At 44.6% G+C, this 25,262-nt stretch carries 18 protein-coding genes, 2 pseudogenes and 1 riboswitch; of the genes and pseudogenes, 8 read left to right on the top strand and 12 right to left on the bottom strand.

Annotation, left to right across the window (positions count from 1 at the left end):
* Positions 1 to 361 precede the first annotated feature (361 nt).
* Positions 362 to 1,456: a calcium/sodium antiporter gene (locus F6K51_RS13450; protein WP_293020961.1), complete on the top strand. Its 1,095-nt coding sequence runs from the start codon at positions 362 to 364 to the stop codon at positions 1,454 to 1,456.
* Positions 1,457 to 1,510: 54 nt separating this feature from the next.
* Here the strand turns inward: F6K51_RS13450 and mtnB are convergent, their stop codons facing one another.
* The 4 genes from mtnB to F6K51_RS13430 form a co-directional block, all read right to left on the bottom strand.
* Positions 1,511 to 2,194: a methylthioribulose 1-phosphate dehydratase gene (gene mtnB, locus F6K51_RS13445; protein WP_293020968.1), complete on the bottom strand. Its 684-nt coding sequence runs from the start codon at positions 2,192 to 2,194 to the stop codon at positions 1,511 to 1,513.
* On the bottom strand, positions 2,187 to 2,843 hold the full coding sequence (locus tag F6K51_RS13440) for an HAD-IB family phosphatase (RefSeq protein ID WP_293020959.1): 657 nt from the start codon (positions 2,841 to 2,843) through the stop codon (positions 2,187 to 2,189). The genes mtnB and F6K51_RS13440 overlap by 8 nt, the downstream gene beginning before the upstream one ends.
* Before the next feature lie 255 nt (positions 2,844 to 3,098).
* Positions 3,099 to 4,187 carry a RuBisCO large subunit C-terminal-like domain-containing protein gene (locus F6K51_RS13435; RefSeq protein ID WP_293020957.1) on the bottom strand — a complete coding sequence of 363 codons (1,089 nt, stop codon included), beginning with the start codon at positions 4,185 to 4,187 and terminating at the stop codon, positions 3,099 to 3,101.
* Positions 4,188 to 4,215: 28 nt separating this feature from the next.
* Entirely contained in the window at positions 4,216 to 4,770 is a 555-nt protein-coding gene (locus tag F6K51_RS13430) for a cupin domain-containing protein (RefSeq protein ID WP_293020967.1), read from the bottom strand.
* A gap of 244 nt (positions 4,771 to 5,014) precedes the next feature.
* On the opposite strand from F6K51_RS13430, the gene ftsH3 reads away from it, so the two are divergent.
* Positions 5,015 to 6,856: an ATP-dependent zinc metalloprotease FtsH3 gene (ftsH3, locus tag F6K51_RS13425; RefSeq protein ID WP_293020955.1), complete on the top strand. Its 1,842-nt coding sequence runs from the start codon at positions 5,015 to 5,017 to the stop codon at positions 6,854 to 6,856.
* A gap of 287 nt (positions 6,857 to 7,143) precedes the next feature.
* A riboswitch (TPP riboswitch) is annotated at positions 7,144 to 7,240 on the top strand.
* 6 nt (positions 7,241 to 7,246) lie between these two features.
* Entirely contained in the window at positions 7,247 to 8,620 is a 1,374-nt protein-coding gene (gene thiC, locus F6K51_RS13420) for a phosphomethylpyrimidine synthase (RefSeq protein WP_293020953.1), read from the top strand.
* Positions 8,621 to 8,713: 93 nt separating this feature from the next.
* Here thiC and F6K51_RS13415 read toward each other — a convergent pair whose 3' ends face one another.
* Both F6K51_RS13415 and F6K51_RS13410 read right to left on the bottom strand, forming a co-directional pair.
* Positions 8,714 to 8,869, bottom strand: a complete 156-nt coding sequence (locus F6K51_RS13415) for a hypothetical protein (protein ID WP_293020951.1) — start codon at positions 8,867 to 8,869, stop codon at positions 8,714 to 8,716.
* 649 nt (positions 8,870 to 9,518) lie between these two features.
* Positions 9,519 to 10,922: a transposase gene (locus F6K51_RS13410; RefSeq protein WP_293020949.1), complete on the bottom strand. Its 1,404-nt coding sequence runs from the start codon at positions 10,920 to 10,922 to the stop codon at positions 9,519 to 9,521.
* Between the two features lie 129 nt (positions 10,923 to 11,051).
* Between F6K51_RS13410 and tnpA the strand changes: the two are divergent.
* Positions 11,052 to 11,405 (top strand): annotated as a pseudogene (tnpA, locus tag F6K51_RS13405) (IS200/IS605 family transposase).
* 43 nt (positions 11,406 to 11,448) lie between these two features.
* Here tnpA and F6K51_RS13400 read toward each other — a convergent pair.
* The 3 genes and pseudogenes from F6K51_RS13400 to F6K51_RS13390 form a co-directional block, all read right to left on the bottom strand.
* Positions 11,449 to 11,904 (bottom strand): hypothetical protein, encoded by a 456-nt coding sequence (locus F6K51_RS13400; RefSeq protein ID WP_293020947.1) that lies wholly within the window; start codon positions 11,902 to 11,904, stop codon positions 11,449 to 11,451.
* 539 nt (positions 11,905 to 12,443) lie between these two features.
* A complete protein-coding gene (locus F6K51_RS13395) occupies positions 12,444 to 12,923 on the bottom strand; it encodes an MEKHLA domain-containing protein (RefSeq protein ID WP_293020945.1) in 480 nt (159 codons plus the stop codon).
* An 87-nt stretch (positions 12,924 to 13,010) separates the two neighbouring features.
* Positions 13,011 to 13,337 (bottom strand): annotated as a pseudogene (locus tag F6K51_RS13390) (CHAT domain-containing protein); the annotation flags it as partial.
* 83 nt (positions 13,338 to 13,420) lie between these two features.
* Here F6K51_RS13390 and F6K51_RS13385 point away from each other — a divergent pair.
* Positions 13,421 to 13,759 (top strand): hypothetical protein, encoded by a 339-nt coding sequence (locus F6K51_RS13385; RefSeq protein WP_293020943.1) that lies wholly within the window; start codon positions 13,421 to 13,423, stop codon positions 13,757 to 13,759.
* Positions 13,747 to 14,691: an ISAzo13 family transposase gene (locus F6K51_RS13380; RefSeq protein ID WP_293020941.1), complete on the top strand. Its 945-nt coding sequence runs from the start codon at positions 13,747 to 13,749 to the stop codon at positions 14,689 to 14,691. The genes F6K51_RS13385 and F6K51_RS13380 overlap by 13 nt, the downstream gene beginning before the upstream one ends.
* Here F6K51_RS13380 and F6K51_RS13375 read toward each other — a convergent pair.
* Together F6K51_RS13375 and uvrB are read right to left on the bottom strand one after the other, a co-directional pair.
* Positions 14,612 to 18,838, bottom strand: a complete 4,227-nt coding sequence (locus F6K51_RS13375; RefSeq protein WP_293020939.1) for a tetratricopeptide repeat protein — start codon at positions 18,836 to 18,838, stop codon at positions 14,612 to 14,614. The two genes, F6K51_RS13380 and F6K51_RS13375, sit on opposite strands and share 80 nt — an antisense overlap.
* A 387-nt stretch (positions 18,839 to 19,225) precedes the next feature.
* Positions 19,226 to 21,226, bottom strand: coding sequence for an excinuclease ABC subunit UvrB (gene uvrB, locus F6K51_RS13370; protein WP_293020966.1), 2,001 nt, complete (start codon positions 21,224 to 21,226; stop codon positions 19,226 to 19,228).
* A gap of 606 nt (positions 21,227 to 21,832) precedes the next feature.
* On the opposite strand from uvrB, the gene F6K51_RS13365 reads away from it, so the two are divergent.
* Entirely contained in the window at positions 21,833 to 22,282 is a 450-nt protein-coding gene (locus tag F6K51_RS13365) for a response regulator (RefSeq protein ID WP_293020937.1), read from the top strand.
* Between the two features lie 285 nt (positions 22,283 to 22,567).
* On the opposite strand, the gene F6K51_RS13360 is transcribed toward F6K51_RS13365, so the two are convergent.
* Positions 22,568 to 24,790: an amino acid permease gene (locus F6K51_RS13360; RefSeq protein ID WP_293020935.1), complete on the bottom strand. Its 2,223-nt coding sequence runs from the start codon at positions 24,788 to 24,790 to the stop codon at positions 22,568 to 22,570.
* Between the two features lie 275 nt (positions 24,791 to 25,065).
* Between F6K51_RS13360 and F6K51_RS13355 the strand changes: the two genes are divergently transcribed.
* A complete protein-coding gene (locus tag F6K51_RS13355) occupies positions 25,066 to 25,215 on the top strand; it encodes a hypothetical protein (RefSeq protein WP_293020934.1) in 150 nt (49 codons plus the stop codon).
* Positions 25,216 to 25,262 lie beyond the last annotated feature (47 nt).

Genomic DNA, 25,262 nt, shown 5'->3' with positions numbered 1-25,262 from the left:
TTGGGCATGTTTGTCAGCATCCATTCGCAGAACTCACCTGATTATAGGTCAACTTCTCAAAGCTTAGCTCTGATTGCTCAAAACCGAACTTGAGTATTTATGCTCACTGCAAAATCGGGATGCACCCAAGGGTAACTGTGTAGATATCGTCCTCGATTTATAATATCAAAACCAAGGAAAAAAACAATAACAATAAACCTAGGTAAACACAGGAAAAAATTCGCTTTATCTGTGTTACTGTTGAGTTGTTTGCCGTTTCAATAAACCCTAGGTAATAATTATAAGGGCTAAGTCGAGGTTATAGCAACTTTCATGCTTGATGAAGTAAACTCGTCCTCAATGACTTACTCACACACAGCCAATGAACATAATCACTCTCATTTTATTTATTGCTGGCTTTGTACTTTTGGTTGTTGGGGCGGAAATCTTGGTCAAGGGCGCATCACAGTTGGCGTTGGTAGCAGGTGTCTCCCCCTTAGTGATCGGGCTGACTATAGTCGCTTACTGCACCAGTGCCCCAGAATTAGCCGTAGCATTGCAGTCGAGTTATGACGGACAAGCGGATATTGCCCTTGGTAACATTGTTGGCAGCAACATTGCCAATATTTTGCTAATCTTAGGCATATCGGCAACTATGTTACCTTTGGTTGTATCCCGGCAGTTGGTGCGATTAGATGTACCATTGATGATTGCCATATCATTCCTACTCTTGTTTATGAGCTTGGATGGCCAACTGGGTAGAGTTGATGGCAGCATCTTGTTGGCTGGCGCGATCGCATATAGTTTATTCACCATTATTCAGAGTCGCAAGGAAAATCAGGAAATCCGAGACCAGGATACCCCTCAAACCAAATCTCGCCAGTCTCGTACTAGCCTTAAAAAGATAGTTACTCAGTTAGGGCTGATTGTTTTCGGCTTAGGAATGTTAGTACTAGGTTCCCGCTGGCTGATTAATGGGGCTATTGCTATGGCCAAGATGTTTGGCTGGAGCGAGTTGATTATTGGCTTAACCATTATCGCTGTTGGCACCTCTCTTCCAGAAATTGCCACCTCCATTATTGCCAGTGTCCGTGGTGAGCGAGATCTTGCCGTAGGTAACGCTATTGGCAGCAATATTTTTAATATCCTGTTGGTGCTGGGGATGTGTAGCTTGATTGTGCCTGATGGTATACAGGTGTCAACTCCTGCCCTAAACTTCGATATTCCAGTAATGATTGCAGTGGCGGTGGCTTGTCTGCCAATTTTCTTTACTGGCTATCAAATTTCCCGGTGGGAGGGATTTCTCTTTTTAAGCTATTACGGTGCCTATACCTTGTATTTATTCCTGAACGCCACACAACACCAAGCTTTATCACAGTTTAGTACTATCATGATGACATTTGTCGTACCTCTAACGATAGTTACCCTAGTGATTTTGGTGATGGGCAGTATACGGACTAGCATCAAGTCTGGTTGAATAATTGCCGAATTGCTGAATTGTTCCGATTGAGCAATTCGGCAATTGTTTTGGTTAATTCTTGATGGAGGTGGTGCTAAGCTCAATTTGTCGAGCAGCTACCATATATCGAAAAATATAATCAGCTAACTCCAAGTAGATCTGGGCACGTTCGGTGGAAGACGCCCAAACCGTTATACCGTGGTTGCGAATCAATAGGACATTGACTGATGGCGGTGCAGCCTGAAAGCGATCGCATATCTCACTACTAATGCGAGACACATCTAGATGGTTGACGAATACTGGTACCGTGACTTTAGGGTTCTCCTCCCGTACTCCAAAGCCCTTAAGCATTTCTAGCGGTGGCAAAGGCAGGGTATCTTCTGTAGTAAAGCCAGAAACTAAATTCGACTCAATGGTGTGAACATGATAACAAGCTTTAGCATCTGGGAATAAAGAGTAGATACTTTGATGAATGCTTGTTTCAGCTGAAGGACGAGATTGAGGTGATGGTTTTTCTACTACTGTGCCATCAGTGGCTATGCGAATAAAGTCTTTGCTGCCTAGCTGCCCTTTATGGCATCCACTAGCAGTAATCCAGAAGCTGCCATCGGGCTGTTTAGCAGAGAGGTTACCGGCTGTCCCCACCATCCAACCTAATTGATAGAAGTGACTAGCAGCACTGATTAAGGTTGGTCTTGGATCAATAGCTGAACGTAATTGCTGGTCATTGCCGATTGAGGAGCCATGATTAACCATTGTTCCACCGCTGGGATAGCTGTTGTTGTACATCAAAAAAATCATGCCAAGGAATGTAGGGCTTTTGGCGCTCGTCCAGGTATTTGCTGAGGCGATCGCGGGCGAATACTACCGGGGCTTTCAGGCTCATATTCAAGTCCGTTACCGAATCGCCAATGGCGATCTGCTCTTGAGCCGGGTGTTGTGCCATCACCCGCACTTTAGACACAAGTTCTGTATCTCCTTCAAACTCAGAGGTTACCTTTAGAAAATCCCCGGTCGTTTCCACATCAACAGCATAAATAGCTGCTACCCGCTCAAGTAAGGATTTTTTCCCCGTGCTTCCCTGGCTCAGAACCGTTTCGACCATGCACCGCAAACCACCGGAAACCACAATAAAAGGAACATTCTGAGTTTCAAGAAAATCTAACAATTGCTCTAAACCAGGCCGAATCGGTTTGGATTGAGCGTAGGCAATAATGTCAGGATAGCTAGCTGAAGGAATTGACTCTAACATCTGGCGCACACCTTCCCTCAGAGTCAGCTTCATACTGTACAGCTGGGGCATAATTTGGGCGGACAACTCGGGAGCAAATTGTTTGAGCATGCCCACAAAGGTTTCAACGGCGGTAATGGTACCGTCGAAGTCGCAGAATACAACTCGATTCACAATAGTATTTAGTCTAAGAGTGCTGAGTTCTGAGTAAGAACTGTCGCTGTTGATGATATGTTCACGATCAATAGTATTACTATATGCATTACTATAGTATTTTTCAAAACTGTGAGGTACTTACGTCCTTGGAGTTAATGGAAGTAAGTATTACGTAGTAAAGATTACGGACTATGGTAAAGAAACAATAATGTATCTCATTATTATGAAAAACACTATCTTGTCATTACCCCATAACCTGATTACCCGATTACCTCATAATGAATGTATGGCTTCAAAAAATGCTTTAACGCCACCAGCAGGACCATCGGGATGATCCATAATGCCAGTGCCAGCATTAAGAATGACCTGTTGTCCGTAATCTGCTACAACCTTAGGCACAATCCCAGCATGAATGCCAGCGGAGGGCACAGGAAATACATTACGCGATCGCAAACTATCTCGAATTCGCTTTTCCTCCTCTGGGTCAAAGGGTAAACTACCATAATGGGCGGGATATAGCACCGCATCTGCCCCACCATGAGCCATCAGGGTTCCCAAAACCACTGAGTAAGCCATCCCGTGGTTAGGGGCTCCACACAGGGCTCCTGCTAAGGCGGGATGGGCAAAAATTGGCACATTAATCTCTGGATCAGCAGCTAGGGCTTCTAGGACAGAGAAACCGTAGGTCAGAACATTCAGCAGCAGGGCATTTGCCCCTTCTTTTACCAACCTATGAGCTTTATCAAGTAATTTGTCAGCCGAACCAGTTACATTAATGGCATAGAGTACAGTGCGCCCAGTTTGCTGTTTTATTTCATCAAGTACCTTACGGCAGACTTCTAGACGTTTCAGGGTTGGTGCTATCTCCAAATCCCCCAGAATCTCATCATCTTTAATAATGTCAAGTCCAGCTCCAGCAACCTCTTGTAAAATCTTCCCATGGTCTTCCGCTGAGAGTCCCAAGGCTGGCTTAAAAATTGCCATAATCAGGGGACGGTCAACTACTCCTAGTCTTTCCCGAATCCCGGTAATTCCGAATTTGGGATGCCTACCGTAGTGTTCTGGCAAGCGCACTGCCATGACTTTAGCTGGTCCTGCCATGGAGTATTTACCAAAAATCATGGTTAGTAGAGTAGGGATATCGTTTTCCACATTAGCTTCGGGAAAACGGATGGTAGCCAAACCAGAACCATCAGGGTTAATGACACCTTGAACAACAGTACCAAGATGGGAGCGAAACACATTTTCGAGATGGGCAAAACGAGCATTCCAGGTGCCTGCGGTTTGCCCAACAGCAATCATTTTCGCTTGTTTTTCGACATCAACACCGCTTGGAAAGCGGTAGTCAACTTCAATGGACATATTCAATAAGTTATGAACTGGAATATTCTCAAACAGCTACTACCGGCTTCATCCGAATTTCCGTACCCGTGTATTCCGGAACCCAGCCTTCAGTAGTGATAAAGTAGCGCACAGCTTTAACCCGTCGTGATGGTGTCAGATAAAACCAATGTTCAGTATTCGCTGGCACATTAATGTACTCCTCAGGCTGCACAGTCAACTCCATTTGGCTGCCATCAGGACGTACAAACCCAAAAACCCCTTCTCCAGCAATTATGTAGCGCACTTCATCGTCAGTATGGTAGTGACAATCCTTAAATTTGGAAAGGAGGGCATCAAGATTAGGTATGTCTGGATACAGTACGATTAAGTCACGGGATTGATAGCCAGCGGTTTCCTTAAGTTGTTCAAAGTAGCTATCTAAAGCTTTAAGTACTGTATCCTTTTCAATATCACTAAGGGTGTCTTGCTCTAGAAGGCTGTGAATTTCTGGGTTGTCCCCTACAGACCAGTGATTTAGCTGAACCTTCAGAGGTGCTAATTCTCCGGCAATATCACTTAGCTCGGTATAGGTTGTACCATCTTCAAGTCGTAAAACCGCCATCATGTCCCTCCTGTTAGCTGTTCGATCTCTAAAGCAAAAAATTATAATATTAAGCATTGCTCTAGGTCAACCCACACCAGCCATCCAAACACTATTATTAGGTATCACAAGGCATAAAACGCTTCCAGAAAGGCTGTTTTAGAATAAAGTCCGCCCAGTTTTCCTCAGAAAGGTTAACATAAATTAATATAAGAAGCTAAATTCTATATTTGCCACATCCTCGAATCTATGGAGGTAACAACGAGTGAATAAAAAGTGGAGAAACGCAGGGCTGTATGCACTCCTAGCCATAGTGGTGATCGCCCTTGGTACAGCATTTTTGGACAAACCGTCCCCAAGTCGAGATACGTGGCGGTACGACCAGCTGATTAGCCAAGTCGAGAACGACAAGGTGGAAACCGTTAGAATCAGTGCTGACCGCAGTAAAGCGATCGCGATCGCTCAAGATGGTCGTCAGGTAGAGGTCAATCTCCCCAATGACCCACAACTAATCAACCTTCTGAATAATAACGGTGTAGATATTTCAGTTCTACCCCAGAGTGATGAAGGCTTCTGGTTCAAGACCTTAAGCAGCTTCTTCTTCCCGATTCTGCTTTTGGTGGGATTGTTTCTATTACTGCGGCGTGCCCAGAATGGTCCAGGTTCTCAAGCCATGAACTTTGGCAAGTCCAAAGCTAGAGTCCAAATGGAACCCCAAACTCAGGTAACCTTTGGGGATGTGGCAGGTATTGAGCAAGCCAAGCTAGAACTTAACGAAGTAGTAGACTTCCTCAAAAATGCTGACCGCTTCACTGCTATTGGGGCTAAAATTCCCAAGGGAGTCCTACTCGTCGGACCTCCAGGAACCGGTAAAACTCTCTTAGCTCGTGCAGTAGCTGGGGAAGCAGGTGTTCCGTTTTTCTCCATCTCTGGTTCTGAGTTTGTCGAGATGTTCGTAGGGGTTGGTGCTTCTCGGGTGCGAGACCTATTTGAGCAAGCCAAGAACAATGCTCCATGTATTGTATTTATTGATGAAATCGATGCTGTGGGGCGTCAGCGGGGTGCCGGTTTAGGCGGTGGTAATGATGAACGGGAGCAAACCCTTAACCAGTTACTGACTGAAATGGATGGGTTTGAAGGTAATACCGGTATTATCATTATTGCTGCTACCAACCGCCCAGATGTTCTTGATGCTGCCCTACTACGCCCTGGTCGTTTTGATCGACAGGTAGTAGTAGACCGTCCTGATTATTCCGGACGTTTGGAAATTCTCAACGTTCATGCTCGTGGGAAAACCCTGGCCAAAGATGTGGATCTCGAGAAGATTGCCCGTCGGACCCCTGGTTTCACCGGAGCAGATTTATCCAACTTGCTCAATGAAGCAGCAATTTTGGCAGCCCGTCGCAACTTAACCGAAATCTCTATGGATGAGGTGAATGATGCCATTGACCGGGTGCTTGCAGGGCCAGAGAAGAAAGACCGGGTAATGAGCGAGAAACGCAAAACCCTAGTAGCGTTTCACGAAGCAGGTCACGCCCTTGTGGGTGCCTTAATGCCCGATTATGACCCAGTGCAGAAAATTAGCATTATTCCTCGGGGTCGTGCTGGTGGTTTGACTTGGTTCACCCCTAGCGAAGACCGGATGGATTCAGGCATGTTTTCCCGTTCTTACCTGCAAAATCAGATGGCAGTGGCCTTAGGTGGTCGGATTGCTGAAGAAATTATCTTCGGTGAAGAAGAAGTGACCACAGGTGCTTCCAATGACTTGCAACAGGTGACTCGGGTGGCACGGCAGATGGTGATGCGCTATGGTATGAGCGATCGCCTTGGCCCAGTAGCCCTAGGACGGCAGAATGGCAGTATGTTCCTAGGTCGGGATATTGCCTCAGACCGGGATTTCTCAGATGCCACAGCATCAACCATTGATGAAGAAGTTCGCAAGCTAGTTGATGAAGCCTACGAACGGGCTAAGAATGTAATTCTTGGCAATAAGCACATCCTCGATAAGCTTGCTGAAATGCTGATTGATAAAGAAACCGTAGATGCTGAGGAACTCCAAGAGATTCTAAGCACTAACGATGTCAAGATGGCTGCGATCGCTCTTTAACACAAGGCGATTTGGGCAATCACCTAGGTAAATACAATGGTGAATACAATAGCCTCTAGCTATTAATCATCCGTAACAGGATACCGTAACAGGACAGTGTAACTAAGCACTGTCCTGTATTATTTTGAGATTAAATCTTAAACAAGCATAACGATATAACTATTCCTGTTAAAAATTCCATAAGCTAATCTCAATAATCTTGAATTCTATAGATTACCCACTTGTGAATCAATCCCAAGGAGGGCGATCCTATAATCCGACTGATTTTATTTGTGATAGTATAATCAAACCAAAGCTAGGGGTGCCTGAGCAACCAGGCTGAGATTACACCCTTAGAACCTGAGTCCGGTTAATACCGGCGGAGGGAAGCTGTCATCGAGGAAATTAAATATGCGTATTGAATGGGTTGCCAAGCGCCGTGGTCAGAGCAATGTGACTCAAATGTACTATGCTCGCCAGGGTCTTCTGACAGAAGAGATGCACTACGTAGCCCAGCGGGAAAACCTTCCCGTTGAGCTGATCAAAGATGAAGTGGCACGGGGGCGAATGATTATCCCCGCCAATATCAACCACACTAACCTAGAGCCAATGTGTATTGGTATCGCCTCCAAATGTAAGGTGAATGCCAATATCGGTGCCTCCCCCAACTCTTCTAATCTTGATGAAGAGCTAGAGAAGGTTAACTTGGCCGTGAAGTACGGGGCCGATACCGTAATGGACTTGTCTACAGGTGGTGGCAACTTGGATGAGATTCGTTCCGCCATCATTAATGCCTCACCTGTACCCATTGGCACGGTACCAGTTTACCAAACCTTAGAGAGTGTCCACGGCAAGGTGGAAAACCTTACTGCCGATGACTTTCTCCACATCATTGAGAAGCACGCTCAGCAAGGAGTTGACTATCAAACCATCCACGCTGGCATCTTAATCGAACATCTGCCTTTGGTCAGAAACCGACTAACCGGCATTGTTTCTCGTGGTGGTGGTATCCTCGCCAAGTGGATGCTCCATCACCACAAGCAAAATCCCCTCTATACCCACTTTGACGACATTATCGAGATTTTCAAGAAATACGATGTCTCCTTCAGCTTAGGAGATTCTCTGCGTCCTGGCTGCACCCATGATGCATCTGATCAAGCCCAGTTAGCAGAATTGAAAACATTGGGGCAGTTGACTCGTCGTGCTTGGGAACATGATGTACAGGTGATGGTAGAAGGACCTGGTCATGTGCCAATGGATCAAATTGAGTTCAATGTCAAAAAGCAGATGGAAGAGTGTTCAGAAGCACCTTTCTATGTTCTAGGACCACTCGTGACAGACATTGCGCCTGGATATGACCATATCACCTCTGCCATTGGTGCAGCTTTGGCTGGCTGGTACGGTACCGCCATGCTTTGCTATGTAACCCCGAAAGAACATTTGGGACTGCCCGATGCTGAGGATGTGCGCAATGGCTTGATTGCCTACAAAATTGCTGCTCATGCGGCGGATATTGCCAGGCATCGTCCAGGAGCACGGGATCGGGATGATCAACTCTCAATTGCTCGCTACAACTTCGACTGGAACCGCCAGTTTGAACTTTCCCTTGACCCCGAACGAGCTCGGGAATACCATGATGAAACCCTGCCAGCAGATATCTATAAGACAGCAGAGTTTTGTTCCATGTGTGGACCAAAGTTCTGCCCCATGCAAACTAAAGTTGATGCTGATGCCTTGACTGAACTAGAGAAGTTCTTGGCCAAAGAACCTGCCCATCAAAGCTAATTCAATTATCAATAAGCTAAACGTTTTAAAAACCCGGTTTCCTAGCAGAAGCCGGTTTTTTTTGACTTTTACTGCCACTTACCTATTAGAGCGCTACGGGCTGGGAATCGGGAATCGGGAATCGGGAATCGGGAATCGGGAATCGGGAATAGGAAATACCAAATAGGAAATAGGGAATACGCAATAAGGAATACGCAATTGGGAATAGGGAATAGGCAAGAAGCAATAGAAAAGCCAGGGTAAACGCATCTTATTTGATATAAATGGTAACAGAAAAAAAAATGATTAACTCAATTTTTTGTTAAATTCGAATAAATCCCATCCTAAAAGCAGTTTTTTTTGTTCAAAGTCAACAAATTTTCCGCTGACTTTAAACAAGAATCAAAGTCGGATTTCCGTACGAAACCAGAATGTAGAGTACTCTCAAATCGACCTTGGATAACACAGCCAATATAGCAGAAGTCAGAAGTCAGAAGTCAGAAGTCAGAAGTCAAACTCTTGCGCTTACTTAGGTTTGAGACTTTTGTCATGTCCGCGCCTGCCCTGGCGACTGCTATAATTGAGAATAAGTGGCGCTTATTGAGAATCAACCGGGTAATTCTAGATTTTTGATACTATTGTTTAATTTTTAACTGTTAATTTTGATACAAATTTAGATGCGTTTACCCTGGAATTATACCATAGGCAATCAACCCAAACCCCAAGCTGACAATAATGACAAAACCCAAGCTCCTGGTTTGGTTTTTTTCTACCCAGCTTCTCCTTGAGCAAAGGCTAGTTCCTAGAATCAGGATTAGTGCATTGAAAAGCCGACAGAGTGCCCAGGTAAATGGAAGTGACGCACTCCCACCGCTAAGCTGGCGCTATAGCGTGGGCTTCTTCATCCGTTCGCCAAAGGCTAGGCCATAGGCCAAAGACTGAGAAGCGATCGAGTGTCCGTGCCGTCCCTTAGGATAGACACGATTTGCTTCGTGGTACTATTGTCCATATCGCCAGATACGACTAGCTTCCCACTACGCCGTTTTATACTTGGGAAAACGCCCAGCCCAAGTCGTTTGAGGTTGATTGCGGCATTCACATCCCGGTCAACCAAAACCTTTTCAACCGGATCGTAATACTTTCTGATTGAGCAATCGGTAAATATAACTTCGTTCCGATAACTCAGAATCATTGATGAATACGCCGGTTTTTGTTTGATAACCACTGCTCCAGCTTTTGAGGCTATGTAGTCCAGTGTGGTTATAAATTCACCAAACGCCGCGTCTAACCAAGACTTGTTCAGCCCAGACTTAGCCGATTGGCCGTTAGGCAAATACGTCCCATCAGCGGCTTTGTTGGGTTTATTTCGTTTTGTCAGTCCCTTGATATTTAGCAACTCTAGGAAAAACACTTTCTTGCCGGTTTTCACCAGCAAGTGAGCCAGGTTGTAACGGTGATTCTGGCGCTGCCTAGCAATGCGTTGATGTATTCGAGATTCACGCAATGCTAGCTGGCGACGGGCTTTAGAACCTTTACGTTTCGATGATTTCTTAGCAGAGACGGCCTTGAGTTTTGGTAAAGACTTACGCAGCGGTTTAGCTGATTTGTATTTGGTATTTTCAGATGTGGCAATGTAGTCATCGCCCTCTAGCACTGCGTCAAGACCGATTGAGTTATCCCAAGTGGGGACAATCTGATCAGGCGTCAACTTAGGCACCGTAGGATCTGCTACGGTCAGGTTGATATACCAACCATCGGCTTTTTTAGTCAAGCTAACACGTTTGACAACGGCACCATCCGGCATTGGTCGGTGCATCCGAACCTTCACCATTCCGAGCTTGGGAAGCTTGATATAGAGCCAGTTTTTGCGGACAAGATAAATCCACCTTGGTTTGACCATTGCGAACACCATCGTCCGGTAGCTGGATTGGTTCTTAAACCGTGGCTTACCGCTACGCAAGCCATTGGAATCACCCGATATATAACGCTTGAAAGCATCGTCAGCCCGTTTGCAGACATCCTGCAAAACGGTTGAATCTAATCGGGTGAAGTCCAACAGCTCACCGCTATGAAACACCTTGATCAGATCTGTTTTGAGTCCAGGCAATTGTGACTGTTGACCGTATCTAGTCGGCTGATCTCTGAGCTCAGGTAACGGGCAAACTAACGGACAAGCGTTGACTTTGGTTCTATTGTTGTCCCACCAATCGAAACGATCTCCGAGCTGGCGGTTATACCAATAGCGACACACTCGAAGCCAATAATTAGCCTCAAGTTTTTGCTTAGTGTTTAAGTAAGCTCGATACTGAAGCGTTGATTTCATAGCGGCCGATCCGACCATTACTGCGGGGCTTAGTGTTATTATAGCACCAGCACAGGAATTAGTGTCAACCCATGCCTAAAGATGATATCCACCGTGCTAGAGGCGTTTCAAACTTGAAAGCTCCTCAACGTGTTAGTCCCAAAATACCGGCGTAAAGTCTTCACAGGGGTGATGCTAACCCGCGTAGAATCAATATTTTCAGAACTGATGTCTAAGTGGGAAGGTAGTTTGGTCGAGTTCAATGGTGAAGCGGATCACGTTCATTTATTGATCCAATACAATCCCCAGACTCAGCTGAGCAAACTAATCAATAATCTCAAGACCGTTTCCAGTCGATACCTACGGAAATAATTTCCCGATCAAGTGAATAAGTATTACTCGAAAAAAGTGTTCTGGACTGGCGGCTACTTCATTGCTAGTTGTGGAGGGGTTACCGTTGAACAACTCAAAGAATACGTTCAGAGTCAGGACAGACCTGACTGATGTTGGGTGATGGGGCATCGAACCCCATCACCCAACCTGGCTTTCATCCCACGCTAAGCTGTGGCTTAAGCGTGGGAATTCCCGCCGAGCTAGTTAAATTACGATTATCGGCGACAACATCAATTAAGCGGTCAGCAGCCAGAGTATGAAAGGCATTTATCACACCAGCAAAAAAAAGTGATACGCCGATGATAGGAACGATTGGGTCTTTGGTGATGCTGTAGTTCGTGAAGGCTAAGCAAACAGTAAAAAACGCTGTACAGACACCACTCCACTCCAGGAGTGTGTGTACAAAACTTCCGGAAAAGACCGAGTGCATGGCATCATTAACTTCATGGGGTTCCCATTCAGAGGCTGCCGAGAGGTCAAACAGTTCCTGATGGGTACTAAAATCAACCCCTAATTGATGCAGAATATAGGGTAAAATGCAGATAAAAATGACTGTCCAAACAAATGGTTTGGGCAACCTAGTTTTGCCGAAAAGCCTGGCTTTTATCATAGTTTTTATTCCATAGTTTTCATTCCCAATATGGCTTTCGGTTTGATGAGTGATCAAGATGAGGAAGGTCTTTAGGTAAGACTTGGCTAAATCATGCCACCAATAGGCAATACCAAGTACAGTTATAGTGCCAGAGTCTATTGACTCAGTGATGGAATACCCTAGAGCTGTTCATTATGGGTTAGAATCATTGAACAACATGGACTTCTGTGATGCCAGTTAGATATACCAGTTACATATAGAGTTCCCGACTAGTCCGACCCAAATAACGGCGTTGTAATTGTAGCGGGATGATTTATGGAGATCGGGAAGAGACGGGAAGTGGGGGAAGATACTGCAAGAAGGGGAAGTAACCTGTGAGGCATATAATCTGAATTAGCACTATGAATTAGCACTATGAATTAGCACTATTAATGCTACAAATGATTTGATTTCTTTGATTGAATTGGTAAGGGGGCAGGGGTACTCAGGAGTAAGGGAAAGGACTTTGTAGTTTTTCTCCCTTACTCAAAAATCGACAATTTAAGTGCGCGACATCGTCAATTAATCCGTATCCACTGGGAAAACGTAGCCCCTTGACCACAATAGTTATTTTCCTCATCAATGAGATTCCAGACGATAAAATCTAAAATCTGGAACCGTTTACCAGTGCTAGAAATGCGGACACCTTGAGAGTTGCTAATATAGCCCTGGCTTGTCACTTGGTTAAGCAGGCGTAAGCGCTCCTCCCTTTCCATTGGCTCAGCTGAATATCTCGAAGGCATCTGAGTCAATTGGTTCCAATCCATTTCCCACAATTCCAAAGCTTTCCGATTGCCATAGTTGTAAATGGGGTCTGATTCAGTGTTGTGAGAGAAGACGGCAAAGGGAGCTTCAAATAGTGCCTGTGCAATTTCGATAGGTAAGCCACTGGTATCGATTAGAGAATGCCCTGTCCAATGATGAAAGCTATTGATTAGACGTTGGCTCTGGCGAATTACTGGGTCTTGTTGCCAAGGAAATTGGAGCTCAGTGTTCATCGGTTTATTATTGTGTACAGATTTATCACCCTTAGGAAACTATAGCAATCCTAAACTCTGTGATTCTGAACTCCTGCAACTGCTTGATTACTCCGCTTCCCCAATCAGGGTAAAAGCCGCCCATTCCACTGGATTTGGGTACTGTTTAAGAGTCGTAAGCATGGCTTGACGCAGAGCAACTGCTTTGTCAGGTGTTTGTTGTAGCTGGCGATAGAATTCAATCATCAGGTCAGCTGTGGAGTCATCAGGTACTTTCCAGAGGGAAACAACCACACTAGGTACACCAGCAGCAACTAAAGAACGGGATAATCCAATCACGCCATCACTGGTAACTCTACCTCTACCAGTGTTGCAAGCACTTAAAACTACTAACTCAGCACTAAGCTTGAGGTCGAGTATTTCACTGGCACTGAGAAAACCTTTAGGGCTTGTTAAAAAACAACTTCATGGTTTTAGAATTAGACAAGGGAGTCTAATATCAGAATCGGAGTACTCATATGGGGAGGCAAAACATTAATCAGTGCAAGTGTTGGGAGTGTCAGCAGGGAAACAAAACCATCCAAAAGCAACATCAGCAACTCAATCTGTTGATGAGCCGCCTGGATGAACAGCAACGGCGATGGCTAGCGGCTTTAGAAGCGAAAAAGTTAGGGCATGGGGGGACTCAGAGGATGAGTGAGGTCACAGGGTTAGATATCAACACGATTCGACGAGGGCGACGAGAACTTGATCAGGGGTTAGTCAATCGTCCAACAGAGCGAATTCGATTGGCAGGGGGTGGACGCAAACGGGTAGAAAAAAACTCGAAGGAGTCTCGGCAAGCTTGCAAGCAGTAGTAGAAGCAGATGTAGCAGGAGACCCAAGTGGTGCTTGCAAATGGATTCGTCAGAGTTTGCGGAGCATCAAAGCCAGGTTGGCCAGTATCGGTTTTCTGGTGAGTCATACCAGCATTAGACGACTGTTGAAACAGTTGGGCTATTCCCTCAAAGCAAACCGCAAGTCGGTTGCGACCACCCAGCATCCTCAGCGTGACCAGCAATTCCGTTACCTGGAGCGAGTCAAAGAACGCTTTATCAAAGCCGGACATCCGGTGCTCAGTGTCGATACCAAGAAGAAAGAGCTAATTGGGAATTTCAAAAACCCTGGGCAAGAGTGGACTCAGCAAGCCGAAGCAGTCAACGACCATGACTTTCCCAAAGATGCCTTGGCTAAAGCCGTCCCTTATGGCATCTACGACTTGGTTCACAATCAAGGTTATGTTTATGTGGGTACTTCTGGAGATACGGCAGCTTTTGCTGTCGATGCCATCGTGCGCTGGTTTAAACGAAAAGACCGACCTCGTTTTGCTGATGAAAGCAAAATCTTGATTCTGTGTGATTCAGGTGGGAGTAACGGTTATCGGGTTCGCAACTGGAAACTCCAATTACAGGAAAAATTGGCGGACCCACACGAAATCACAGTTATGGTCTGTCACTATCCCTCAGGAGCTTCTAAATGGAACCCAATTGAGCATCGCCTCTTCAGCTTTATCTCACTCAATTGGGCAGGAAAACCACTGCGTTCCTTGGCTCAGATGACTGCTCTGATTCGTGGAACGACTACACAAACAGGACTGAGGGTGAAAGCAGCTCAAATCAAGGGAGTCTACCCCACTCGAATCAAAGTTTCAGATCAACAAATGGCAGCACTCAACTTGACCCATCGTCCCATTTGTCCCCAGTGGAATTACATGATTCATCCTCGGTCTCAATCTGCTCAAAAACCATGAACTTATTTCTTGACAAACCCTTATCTGTTTTAGTCGGAGCAAGGGCGATCGCTCCTGGTAAACCTAATCCCTGGAAGTCATTCAGTAAGCCGTGAGTAGCTAGATGTATGATCTTTGCCCTTGACATTTGCTCAACAACTGCTTTCTTGGTGGCTTGATTGCCAATCAGGGCTTGAGTATTGAACATCTCAGCGATCGCTAGCGCTTCTGTTTCTGTTCCAGGAAGAGGGGGCAAACCTTGAGGCATAGTGGGATTACCAATTACTAGCATCTCTTCTCCAGAAACCAGTTGCCGTTGCTGGTTAGTTAAATCCAGCACCTGAATAGAGGGAGCAGTGAGCATAGTATGTTTTTCGATCAGGTATTGACCAGAAGCGTCTTGTAGTGCTGGGAAAGGTACTAGAAACAAGGATTCGTGGGGAATAAAGGTGACACGAGCTTCCGGATTAGTAGGTAAGAGTTCGGCAATTGGTTCAATGAGCAGTTGATGCAGTTGTTTTAATCGTTCAGTTTGACCAGCTCTCTCTGTTTTAGTCAATCTTTCTCTGGGAACTAAATCAACTAGGGATGGGCTTCTTCTTAAAAAAATCGATTTACGAGTGATAACAACCAATTCTTTCAGAGATGTATCCAGATTAGTTAAATCAACCTGACGAAAAGCGATTTTCCCTGTAGGTTTAATTACCCAAATGTAAAGCTCTTTGTCTTGAAGTTGCCGCACACCTTGGGCTTCGACGAATTCTTTGATAATCGAGTATAAAACTATTGTCGAGTTTTGTTCTTCAGTAATTTTTTTGATTTGTTTGATAGTCGGAGGAGCAATCGGTTTATTAGTTTTGAGTTTTGATTCAGACTCTGATAAACCTCTTGCTAATAGTTCAACAAAAGCTCTTGCTCTTCCTCTTTCGGTAATTTCTAGGGCTTGATTGAATTGTTTTAGTTCTACTAAATACTCTTGTAAAGCGCTATAAGTTGTTTGATGAGTTTCAAATATTGATACTCTCTCAAGGTCATTGCTGCCTAAGTTCGACCGCAAAGACTCCCAAATTTCAATGGCAGCAAATAGAGCCTCATTTGCTTCTTGAGGATTTCCGGCTTTGTAGAGAGCATCACCTAAGTTGCTCAAAGCTCGTCCCTCGGCGTGGCGATCACCTAGTTGCTTGGCAATTTCTAAACTCTGGCGTTGGTAGTTTACTGCTTGGTTGTAGTCTTCTAGAGCATGGTAAATTATTCCCAAATTTTCTAGGGCTACTAACTCTCCATAGTTATCTTGCAGTTTTTGTGCGATCGCTAAACTCTGCTGAGAGTATTCAATTGCTTGGTTATAGTCGGTCAGAGTATAGTACAGCAAGCTCAAATTAGATAATGCTCTTGCCTTTCCAGGTAGGTTATCGGATGTTTTAGCGATCGCTAAACTTTTTTCTTTGTATTCAAGTGCTTTGGTATATTCCTTCTTAGCGTAGTAAGCTAATCCGAGATTGCTTACTATATTCCTTTCCAGCTCAGACTCATTGGTTGAGTTTACTAGTTCTAGACCCTGTTTATAGTATTCAATAGCTTTGTCATAGTTTCCTATTGCGCCATAAGCGGCTCCTAAACCACTAAAAGCTTGTGGTTTTCTTCTTAAGTTTGGGTCTGATTGGGCAAGATTAAAATGCTGCTTATGATAGTCTATAGCTTTGCCATAGTCTCCCAATCTATAGTGAGTTACTCCGAGGTTATGCAAAGCTTTTGCTTCTCGCAATTGATCGCCAGTTTTTCGTGCAAATTCTAAATTTTTGTCATAGCATTCGGCAGCTTTAGTGTAATCTTTGGCAGCAACTTGTATAGAAAATCCTTGAGGATTTCTGAGCAATTGTTCTTCTGCCAGACACTCTGTAATTTCCAGTACCAGGATTGTCAGTCGTTCTAGTTCAATTGCTGGAGTCTTGTTTGACCTCTTGCTCTGATTGACCGCCACATCTGATCGATTAACTTGGGTTGGCAAGGCAGAGTTTTGATTGTCTGACCTTGGTGATGGTGTTGTTGGGGAAGGATTTGAAGGATTTACAGGATTTATAGGTGCAGGAATTACCGGTTTTGGAGGTTCTGGCGGTGGTAGTGGTGGTCGTGGTGGAATACCTAAATCTGATGTTGTTGGAGGTTCTGGCGGTGGTACTGGTTGAAAAACTGGCTCTTCTTGTGTTGGAGGTTCTGGTGGTGGTAGTGGTGGAATACCTATATTTGCTGGTGGTAGCGGTGGTAATGGCTCTGAGACGATGACTGAAGGAGGTTCAATCGTGGGTGGATCTAGATCTAAAAAAGGTGGAGGTTCAGGTATTGGTGAGACTGGAGATTCTGAACTTTTTATAGTAGAATTCTGGTTTCTGAAATCTAGAATGGAAATAATAGTAGAAGTAGCAGTAACATTTCCTTTACTGATGTCACTACCAGCAACAAGAGTAACATTGCCACTCTCACCATTGCTACTAGCAGCATTTATATCACCAGCATTAATACTTCCCTCTGTAGCGAATAATTGAACCTCTCCTCCTTTACCTTCCACAGAGGAAGAATCAACTACCCCAGCACTAGTATCAATATTTCCTGTATCGCTAACAGCAGTAATATCACCACCATCACCATTATTACTGGAAGCATTGAGACTCCCGGTAGTGATATTACCTTCTGCTTTAAGGTCAATATTTCCACTATCACCACTTACCGCCGTTGAATCCAGTGTGCCACTACTAGTATCAATCTCTCCTTTTCTACTATTGAGGAAAATTCTTCCACCATCCGAGGTAATTGATGCTGTCCGAATATTACCGTCTGCTTCAATAACTACTTGCTGACCAGCGCTGATATCCTGCACTACTACATCGCCAGGATTAATACTTCCCTCGGTAGCGAATAATTGAACCTCTCCTCCTTTACCTTCCACAGAGGAAGAATCAACTACCCCAGCACTAGTATCAATACTTCCTCTATCGCTTACGGCAGTAATATCACCACCATCACCATTATTACTGGAAGCATTGATACTTCCGGTAGTGATATTATCTTTTGCTTTTAGGTCAATATTTCCACTATCACCACTTACCGCCGTTGAATCCAACGTGCCACTACTAGTATCAATCCCTCCTTCTCTACTATTGAGGAAAATTCTTCCACCATCCGAGGTAACTGATGCTGTCCGAATATTACCTTCTGCTTCAATAACTACTTGCTGACCAGCGCTGATATCCTGCACTACTACATCGCCATCTTCCACCTGGATACCAGAACCGATCAGTTGTACTGTACCCTCACGATTTACCTCAATTGCTGTAGCATCACCGCCGCCAACTGTCAGCAGTTCGGGTAGGGAAAGGGGAGTGAAGGGAACAGTGGCAGAGGGGGAAACTTCTAAACTCAGAATATTACCTGGCTGGGAAATACGGAGTAAATTTTCTCCAGGCACAGCCTCAATAGTAACTTGACCACCAGATGCAGTAAGAGTGCCATTACTGACAACAGTACCACCTACTAAGGTTAAATTCTGCCCCTCTTTAACTGCTAAATCAGCTAAATTGATGATCCCACCTGGTTGGGAAACAGCAAAATCAAAAGTATTGGGCTTGCCTACCAAAGAAGCATAGTCATTGCTACCAATGGCGTTAAACCAGCCGCCATCAAAACCAATACCAGTAGCAGTGGTGGCGGTAAAAGAAGCAGGTAGATCGATGCTGGCACCAGCACCAAAGACAATCCCAGCGGGGTTGATCAGGAATAAATTGGAATTACCCCCTGTAACCTGGATTAAGCCATTAATTACAGAAGCATCACCACCAGTCACTCGCCCTAGGATATTTTGGATATTAGGATGAGAGAGAAAGATGGCAATCTGACCTTCACTCAGACCAAATTTCTGGAAGCTGTGAAAGAGATTCGCACCATCTCCCGACAGCTTACCGCCATCAATGTTGAATTGGTTACCCTCAGGGTTGACAACAGTACCAGTACCATCGTTGGCTTCAACTATCGGTTGCGCCTGCACAGGGGTTGGCAACGGGCAACAGCTCAAATAGGTTGAAGAACAAACAAGCAGGAAAAACTTAGTTGCTGCCCATCTTCCCTTACCCATGATCTGGCTCAACAGGTTAAGACAGCTCAATTTTAGTCTCATAAATTATATAATTCATAGGGAATCTGGGTCGAATACACCCTTTTCAAGAAAGTAGACCTAGATTGAACAGAGGGTTACTAGAGCGGATTTGGTATCAAAGCTCTATTGCTTCATTCTTTGGGAGAAATCCCCCTTGGGATGAGGACACTTTATTTAATTTTAGAGAAATATCGATCATCTCAGTTTCCTTTAAACTATGTATTTATCAGGGCTAATGCCTCCCTTTTATGCAGATTGTTGGTTTTTGTCACAAAACTTTACATACTTGACTTTACATATTAAACTATATATAATTTACTTTAAACACATACTCTAGGGCGTGTCTGCTTGCCTCAATAGCCCTAAACCAATAATTCCTCCAACTCCTGTTAGTGTAAAAACTCTTAGTTAAGTTCGATTACCTAGCAGTTTATCCCGCAGCTGCTTAATGCGATCGCGTAACTTTGCTGCCGTTTCAAATTCCAAGGTCTTTGCTGCTTCCTTCATCTGTTCTTCTAACTGATTAATCAACTCCGGAATCTTCTCCAAAGGTACATCATCCACCTGTTCAAACACCGCTTCCAACTGTTGGGAATTCAACCGTCGGGAGACATCCAAAAATGTCAAAATCGGGTTGTTTGCGGTTTTGCGAATCGGCTGTGGTATAATGTTATTTTTGATATTATACTCAATTTGAATCTTACGACGGCGATTAGTCTCATCAATCGCTTTTCTCATGCTTTTTGTAAAGGTATCAGCATACATAATGGCTTGCCCTCGGACATGACGTGCTGCTCTGCCTATAGTTTGAATAAGCGATCGCTCTGCCCTGAGGAACCCTTCCTTATCGGCATCCAAAATTGCTACCAGAGAGACTTCTGGCAAATCCAACCCTTCTCGCAACAAGTTAACTCCAACCAACACATCAAATTCACCCTGGCGCAACGCCTGCAAGATTTCAATCCGTTCAATAGAGTTAATATCCGAGTGTAAGTAGCTTACTCGAATATCCCGTTCTTGCAGATAGTCTGTCAAATCCTCAGCCATGCGCTTGGTTAAGGTTGTTATCAGCACCCTTTCCTGACAATCCACCCGCTGCTTAATCTCAGCCAACAAATCATCGACTTGACCTGCTGTAGGACGAACAAAGATTTCTGGGTCAAGCACTCCGGTAGGACGAATGATCTGTTCCACGACTCGTCCTTGAGATTGTTCCATCTCCCAATCCCCAGGAGTAGCAGAGACAAAAATACACTGATTCACCTTTGCCCAGAATTCCTCTGCCTTCAGGGGTCGATTATCTGCTGCACTGGGTAAGCGAAAGCCATGGTCAATCAACACTTGCTTTCGAGCGCGATCGCCATTGTACATTCCCCGAATTTGCGGCACCGTAACATGGGATTCATCCACTACCAAAAGCCAATCTTCGGGAAAATAATCAATCAAACACTCTGGTGGTTCCCCAAGCTGGCGTCCAGCCAAGTGACGAGAATAGTTTTCCACACCATTGCAGTAACCAATTTCGAGCAACATTTCCAAATCATAGCGGGTACGCTGTTCCAACCGTTGCGCTTCTAGCAAGTTACCAGTTTGCTCCAATTGAGCCAAACGTTCCTCAAGTTCTGCCTTAATAGCATTACAAGCTTCTTCCAACCGTTCATCGGGAGTAACAAAGTGACGAGCAGGGTAAATATTGACTCCCTCTACACTTTGGAAAATTCCACCGCTAACTGGGTCAACGTAGTGAATAGCATCAATTTCATCTCCGAAGAATTCTACCCGAATAATTCGGTCTTCATAAGCCGGGCCAATTTCTAATACATCCCCCTTCACCCGGAACCGTCCGCGTCCCAATTCTAAATCATTCCGGGAATACTGTACTGAGACTAAATCCCGTAAGAGTTGGCGTTGGTCAACTTCGGTATTTACCCGCAGAGGAATCGAGGCTTTTAAGTATTCTGAGGGGATACCCAAGCCATAGATACAGCTAATGGAAGCCACCACAATTACATCCCGCCGTTCAAAAAGCGATCGCGTAGCTGAGTGCCTCAGCATATCAATTTCATCATTAATTGAAGCGGTTTTCTCGATGTACGTGTCAGTGACCGGGATATAAGCTTCCGGCTGGTAGTAATCATAGTAGGAAATGAAATACTCCACCGCGTTATGGGGAAAAAACCCCCGCAATTCGTTACATAACTGGGCAGCCAAGGTTTTGTTGTGGGCAAGTACTAGGGTAGGTTTGCCGACTTTTTCAATTACCGATGCCACGGAGAAAGTCTTACCTGTCCCCGTAGCACCCAGTAGAGTTTGGATAGGGTTGCCAGCCTTGAGGTAAGTGGTGAGTTGGGAAATAGCTTGGGGTTGGTCCCCTGTTGGTTTAAAAGGGGCTTCGAGGTTAAATAGCATCTTAGATTCTGGCACAGCTAAAAAAAAATCCGTAAAAATACTATCTATAATTTCATCATAATTTTTATACATTGATAGGTACTGATGGATAGATTATTACCCAAAGTCAAGAGATAGTTTTAATACTTGCCCAAAATCCGGAGGGTAGGATGACAACTATCTGCTTAACTGCTAATCCCTTAAAGGGTTATCGTTACGGATAAAGGATAATAGGTCATGGGTAATGATTAATGGGTAATTATACCAATTTTATAGCCATCACCGTTTATCATTTACCATCGACTCTCCCGTCTTTAAGTGGAGAGCATTTTTATCTTCTCCTTAATCAGCTAAGCTTTTTTGAACCAATACTTATTAATTTAGGATTAAAAATATTGAATATATTCGCACTTATTAATTTTATAAAAATTATCCACATATTAATTCTCAAATTTGGTAATGGTTAATCTATAATAACGAAGGGTATTATGAGTAACGATTAAACCTGATAACGAACCAATGAATATCGATAAGTATATGTGGTATTAATTTTAGAAAAAATCAAGTCTAAAATCCAGGTATTTTGATTAATTTAATCTCAACATAAAAAACTAGTTTTTAGTAATTATGAATGATAGAAATGCTATTCAGCGGATTGAAATATTGCTAGTGGAAGACAATCATGGTGACGTAGACCTGACCAAAGCTACTTTGAAAAATAGCAATATCCGCAACAATCTGCAGACGTTTAGCAATGGTAAGGAAGCTATGGCATTTCTACGTCGAGAGTCCCCTTATACTAAGGCACCCCGTCCCGACGTAATTTTGCTGGATTTGAATCTACCAGTGATGGATGGTCGTGAAGTGTTAGCACAGATCAAATCTGATCCAAAATTGAGTCTGATTCCCGTGATTATTCTCACCTCCTCAGATTCTGACCAGGACATCCTCACAAGCTACAAGCTAAACGCCAATGCCTACGTCACTAAGCCCCTTGAATTAGAGCAGTTTGTCAAAGTATTGAAGTCAATTGAAAATTTCTGGCTAAGTATTGTTAAACTGCCACCAAAAAATTAAGCATTTCCAATTCATGGTATAGCGTTTGTATCTGGTAATAGGTAATAGCTAATAGGTAATTGGTAGTTGATGATTACCAATTACCTATTACCCATTACCAAAAATCCCAAGACTATGTCTTGATGCAGTCGCTCATGGGGGAAACCACGGCAGTCGCTCATGGGGGGAACCCCCAAGACCGCGCTGCCTCCCCAAGACCGCGCTGCATCGCTTTGATAACTGATTAATCGGACTTGATCGTAATAGTCAATTGGCAATTAACAATTTTAAATTGCTGTTGGTATACTACAAATCTTCACTAAGAACTTCATGGAAAGCAAACCCAGGGGCAGCTAGTACAAAGACAATGGTAGGAAGACCAGCAGTTTTTAGCTGTAAACTTTCGTAATATTGAGTAAACTTATCGTCTGGTGTAGCCATACCCATAAAGATTAAGTCAGCATCAGCCGATGACTCATGAAGAATAGTATTAAAAGAACGCCCTTCGGAAACGAGCACCTGACAAATAACCCCCATCCGCAACTGTTTCACCCAATTACTTAGGTTTGCCCGTGCTGCTTGAGCTGCTATTTCATTAGGAAGCACCAACTTGAGGTAAATCTCAGCATTTTGCCACTTCAGGTCGCTGCGCAATAGATAGGCGAGGAGCAACATCAGGCTACCATTGGCTTGCTTACCGCCCCACCAAACATCAATCCGTTGACGACTACCGAAACCCTGCTCCCGATTTTCCCGCAGAATCACTACATTACGCTTTGCTTGGTGTATGTGAGTAATCAAGCGACAGTAAGGCTGGCGGCGGCTAAGGGTTTCGTTATCCCCGAGTAAAACTGTATTGGGCACTAGTGGTCCTATACCGTAAGTTTCCACCAGTTGCCGGGCTCCGGTAAAGGGATCCGGTGCTGTTACCAAGCGCACTAGAGCTTGTACACTGCGCCGTTCGAGATACTCACTGATGGTTTGTTCTAACTTTGCCTGCTTAGCAACACTATGGGAACTACTGGGTAAAATACTCGAAACGGTCACTAAACCGCGATTATGGGTCAGAGCATCGGCTAACTCTATCAAAGACCATCGTTTAGTGGGAGCTCCCGAAAGCACCAAGATGTGGGGTCGCCAGTTTTTCGGATCAGGATGATGACTAATCTGAAAAATACCAGTGCGCAACAGTGCCATCCAAATCCCCCGGCGTACATCCCCCCAAGCTGTGCGCAGTTCCCGCTGCTGTAGCCAAAGGTAAACCCCCAAGACAATAACAGCTGCTGCCACTGTGGCAAAGGCATTGATCAAAAACATCACGATCAGGCAACCCAATGCCCCTAACAGTGACAGAAACCAGTTAACTTTAAAGGAGGGTCGGAACGAAGGACTTTGCAAAAAGCCCTCAATGCCAGCTGCTACATTCAACACCAGATAGGTGGTCAGAAAGAACATACTTAGCACTGGTGCAATGATATCTAATTTACCAAGGCAAACTGCAGCAGTAGCTATTCCCAAGGTTACAGCGGTGCCAATCCGTGGTTCATCATCTCGTCCACTACCCGTACCTAGAAATCGCATCCAACGGGGTAATACTCCATCTCTAGCTAGTGCCTGTAAAATCCGGGGAGCCCCTAGAATACTCCCTAAGGCACTGCTGAGAGTAGCACCCCATACCCCGAGTAGGATTGCCGGACCCCAAAATGCCATCTGCGTCATAATCAAAGGATTGGCAATTAGGGCATCTCCCCCTACCCGCATTGATAGAATAATTGGTACGATCATATAAACGGCATATCCTGTACCTACAGCTGCCAGAGTACCGATGGGAATGGCGCGGATCGGGTTGCGTAGATCACCGGACATATTCACCCCAGCCATGATACCGGTCACGGCAGGGAAGAAGACAGCAAAGACACGCCAGAAGGATTCTTTGGAGGTCACCCACAGCTCAATATTAGCTACATCATAAGGGTAATCATGGTTACCGACGAATAGAGCAATCAGGGATAGCACTATCGCAGCCATAATAAAGTATTGAATGCGGATGGCGAGGCTAGCGGAAGTCAAAGCCAGTATTGCCACTAAAATAGTAGTAATTAGCGCTACATAAAGCTGGTTGAGCTGGGGAAAGGTCTGAACTACGCTCTCGGCAAAACCAATAGTGTATAAGGCGACTGAGAGAGCTTGGGCAAAGTAAAGGGGAATTCCTACGGCACCGCCAGTTTCAATTCCTAGGGAACGGCTAATCATGTAATACGCACCACCAGCCCTAACAATGCGGTCAGTTGCGATCGCAGAAATAGACAGAGCCGTCAAAAAGGTAATACTGGTGGAGAGGGTAACAATGATGAGGGTACCCACTAAACCAACATTACCAAGTACCCAACCAAAGCGCAGGTACATAATAACCCCCAGGATGGTGAGAATCGACGGAGTATAGACCCCACCGAATGTTCCCAAACCTGAAGTTTTTTCCTGAGTAGGCTCGACAACAGGAGATGAGCGGCGACCAAAGAATAACTTCATATATCTAAAACACGAATATAGTGCATTAAGCTAATCTGAATATAGGGAATAGGGAATAGGGAAGAGAGATTTTCATTCCTTTGTTGTCGGCGAAACGCCCATGGGTTTCTGACTTGAAAAAGCCGTCGAGGCAAGCAAGTGCGTTAGTCCTCGGTAAAATACCAGAGATGTTCATACTTTGTTCTTTGTTGTAAATGCATTTTTGATGGGGGTATAGCTGGAAAATTTTTCAAGTCCTTGGCAGACAATGTCAGTTGGTGAATTGATCCAGGTCCATGAACAACTCCACCAGTTCTACCCCCAAGCCACCAACATTGCAACTCAAGGATGTTACAAGGTTGGTAGCCTCGGCTTTTGGTTCAACATTGGATGAATTTCACACCACAGGACTAACTGCTGTCATGGGGTTTTGGGCAAACAAGTAGAAACTGCTAATGGAACGAAGAGAACAGAAACGATAGTCTTTTAATCT

This window comes from Moorena sp. SIO3I8, assembly GCF_010692325.1.
Lineage (GTDB): Bacteria > Cyanobacteriota > Cyanobacteriia > Cyanobacteriales > Coleofasciculaceae > Moorena.
This window is presented reverse-complemented; position numbering and strand designations above follow the sequence as displayed.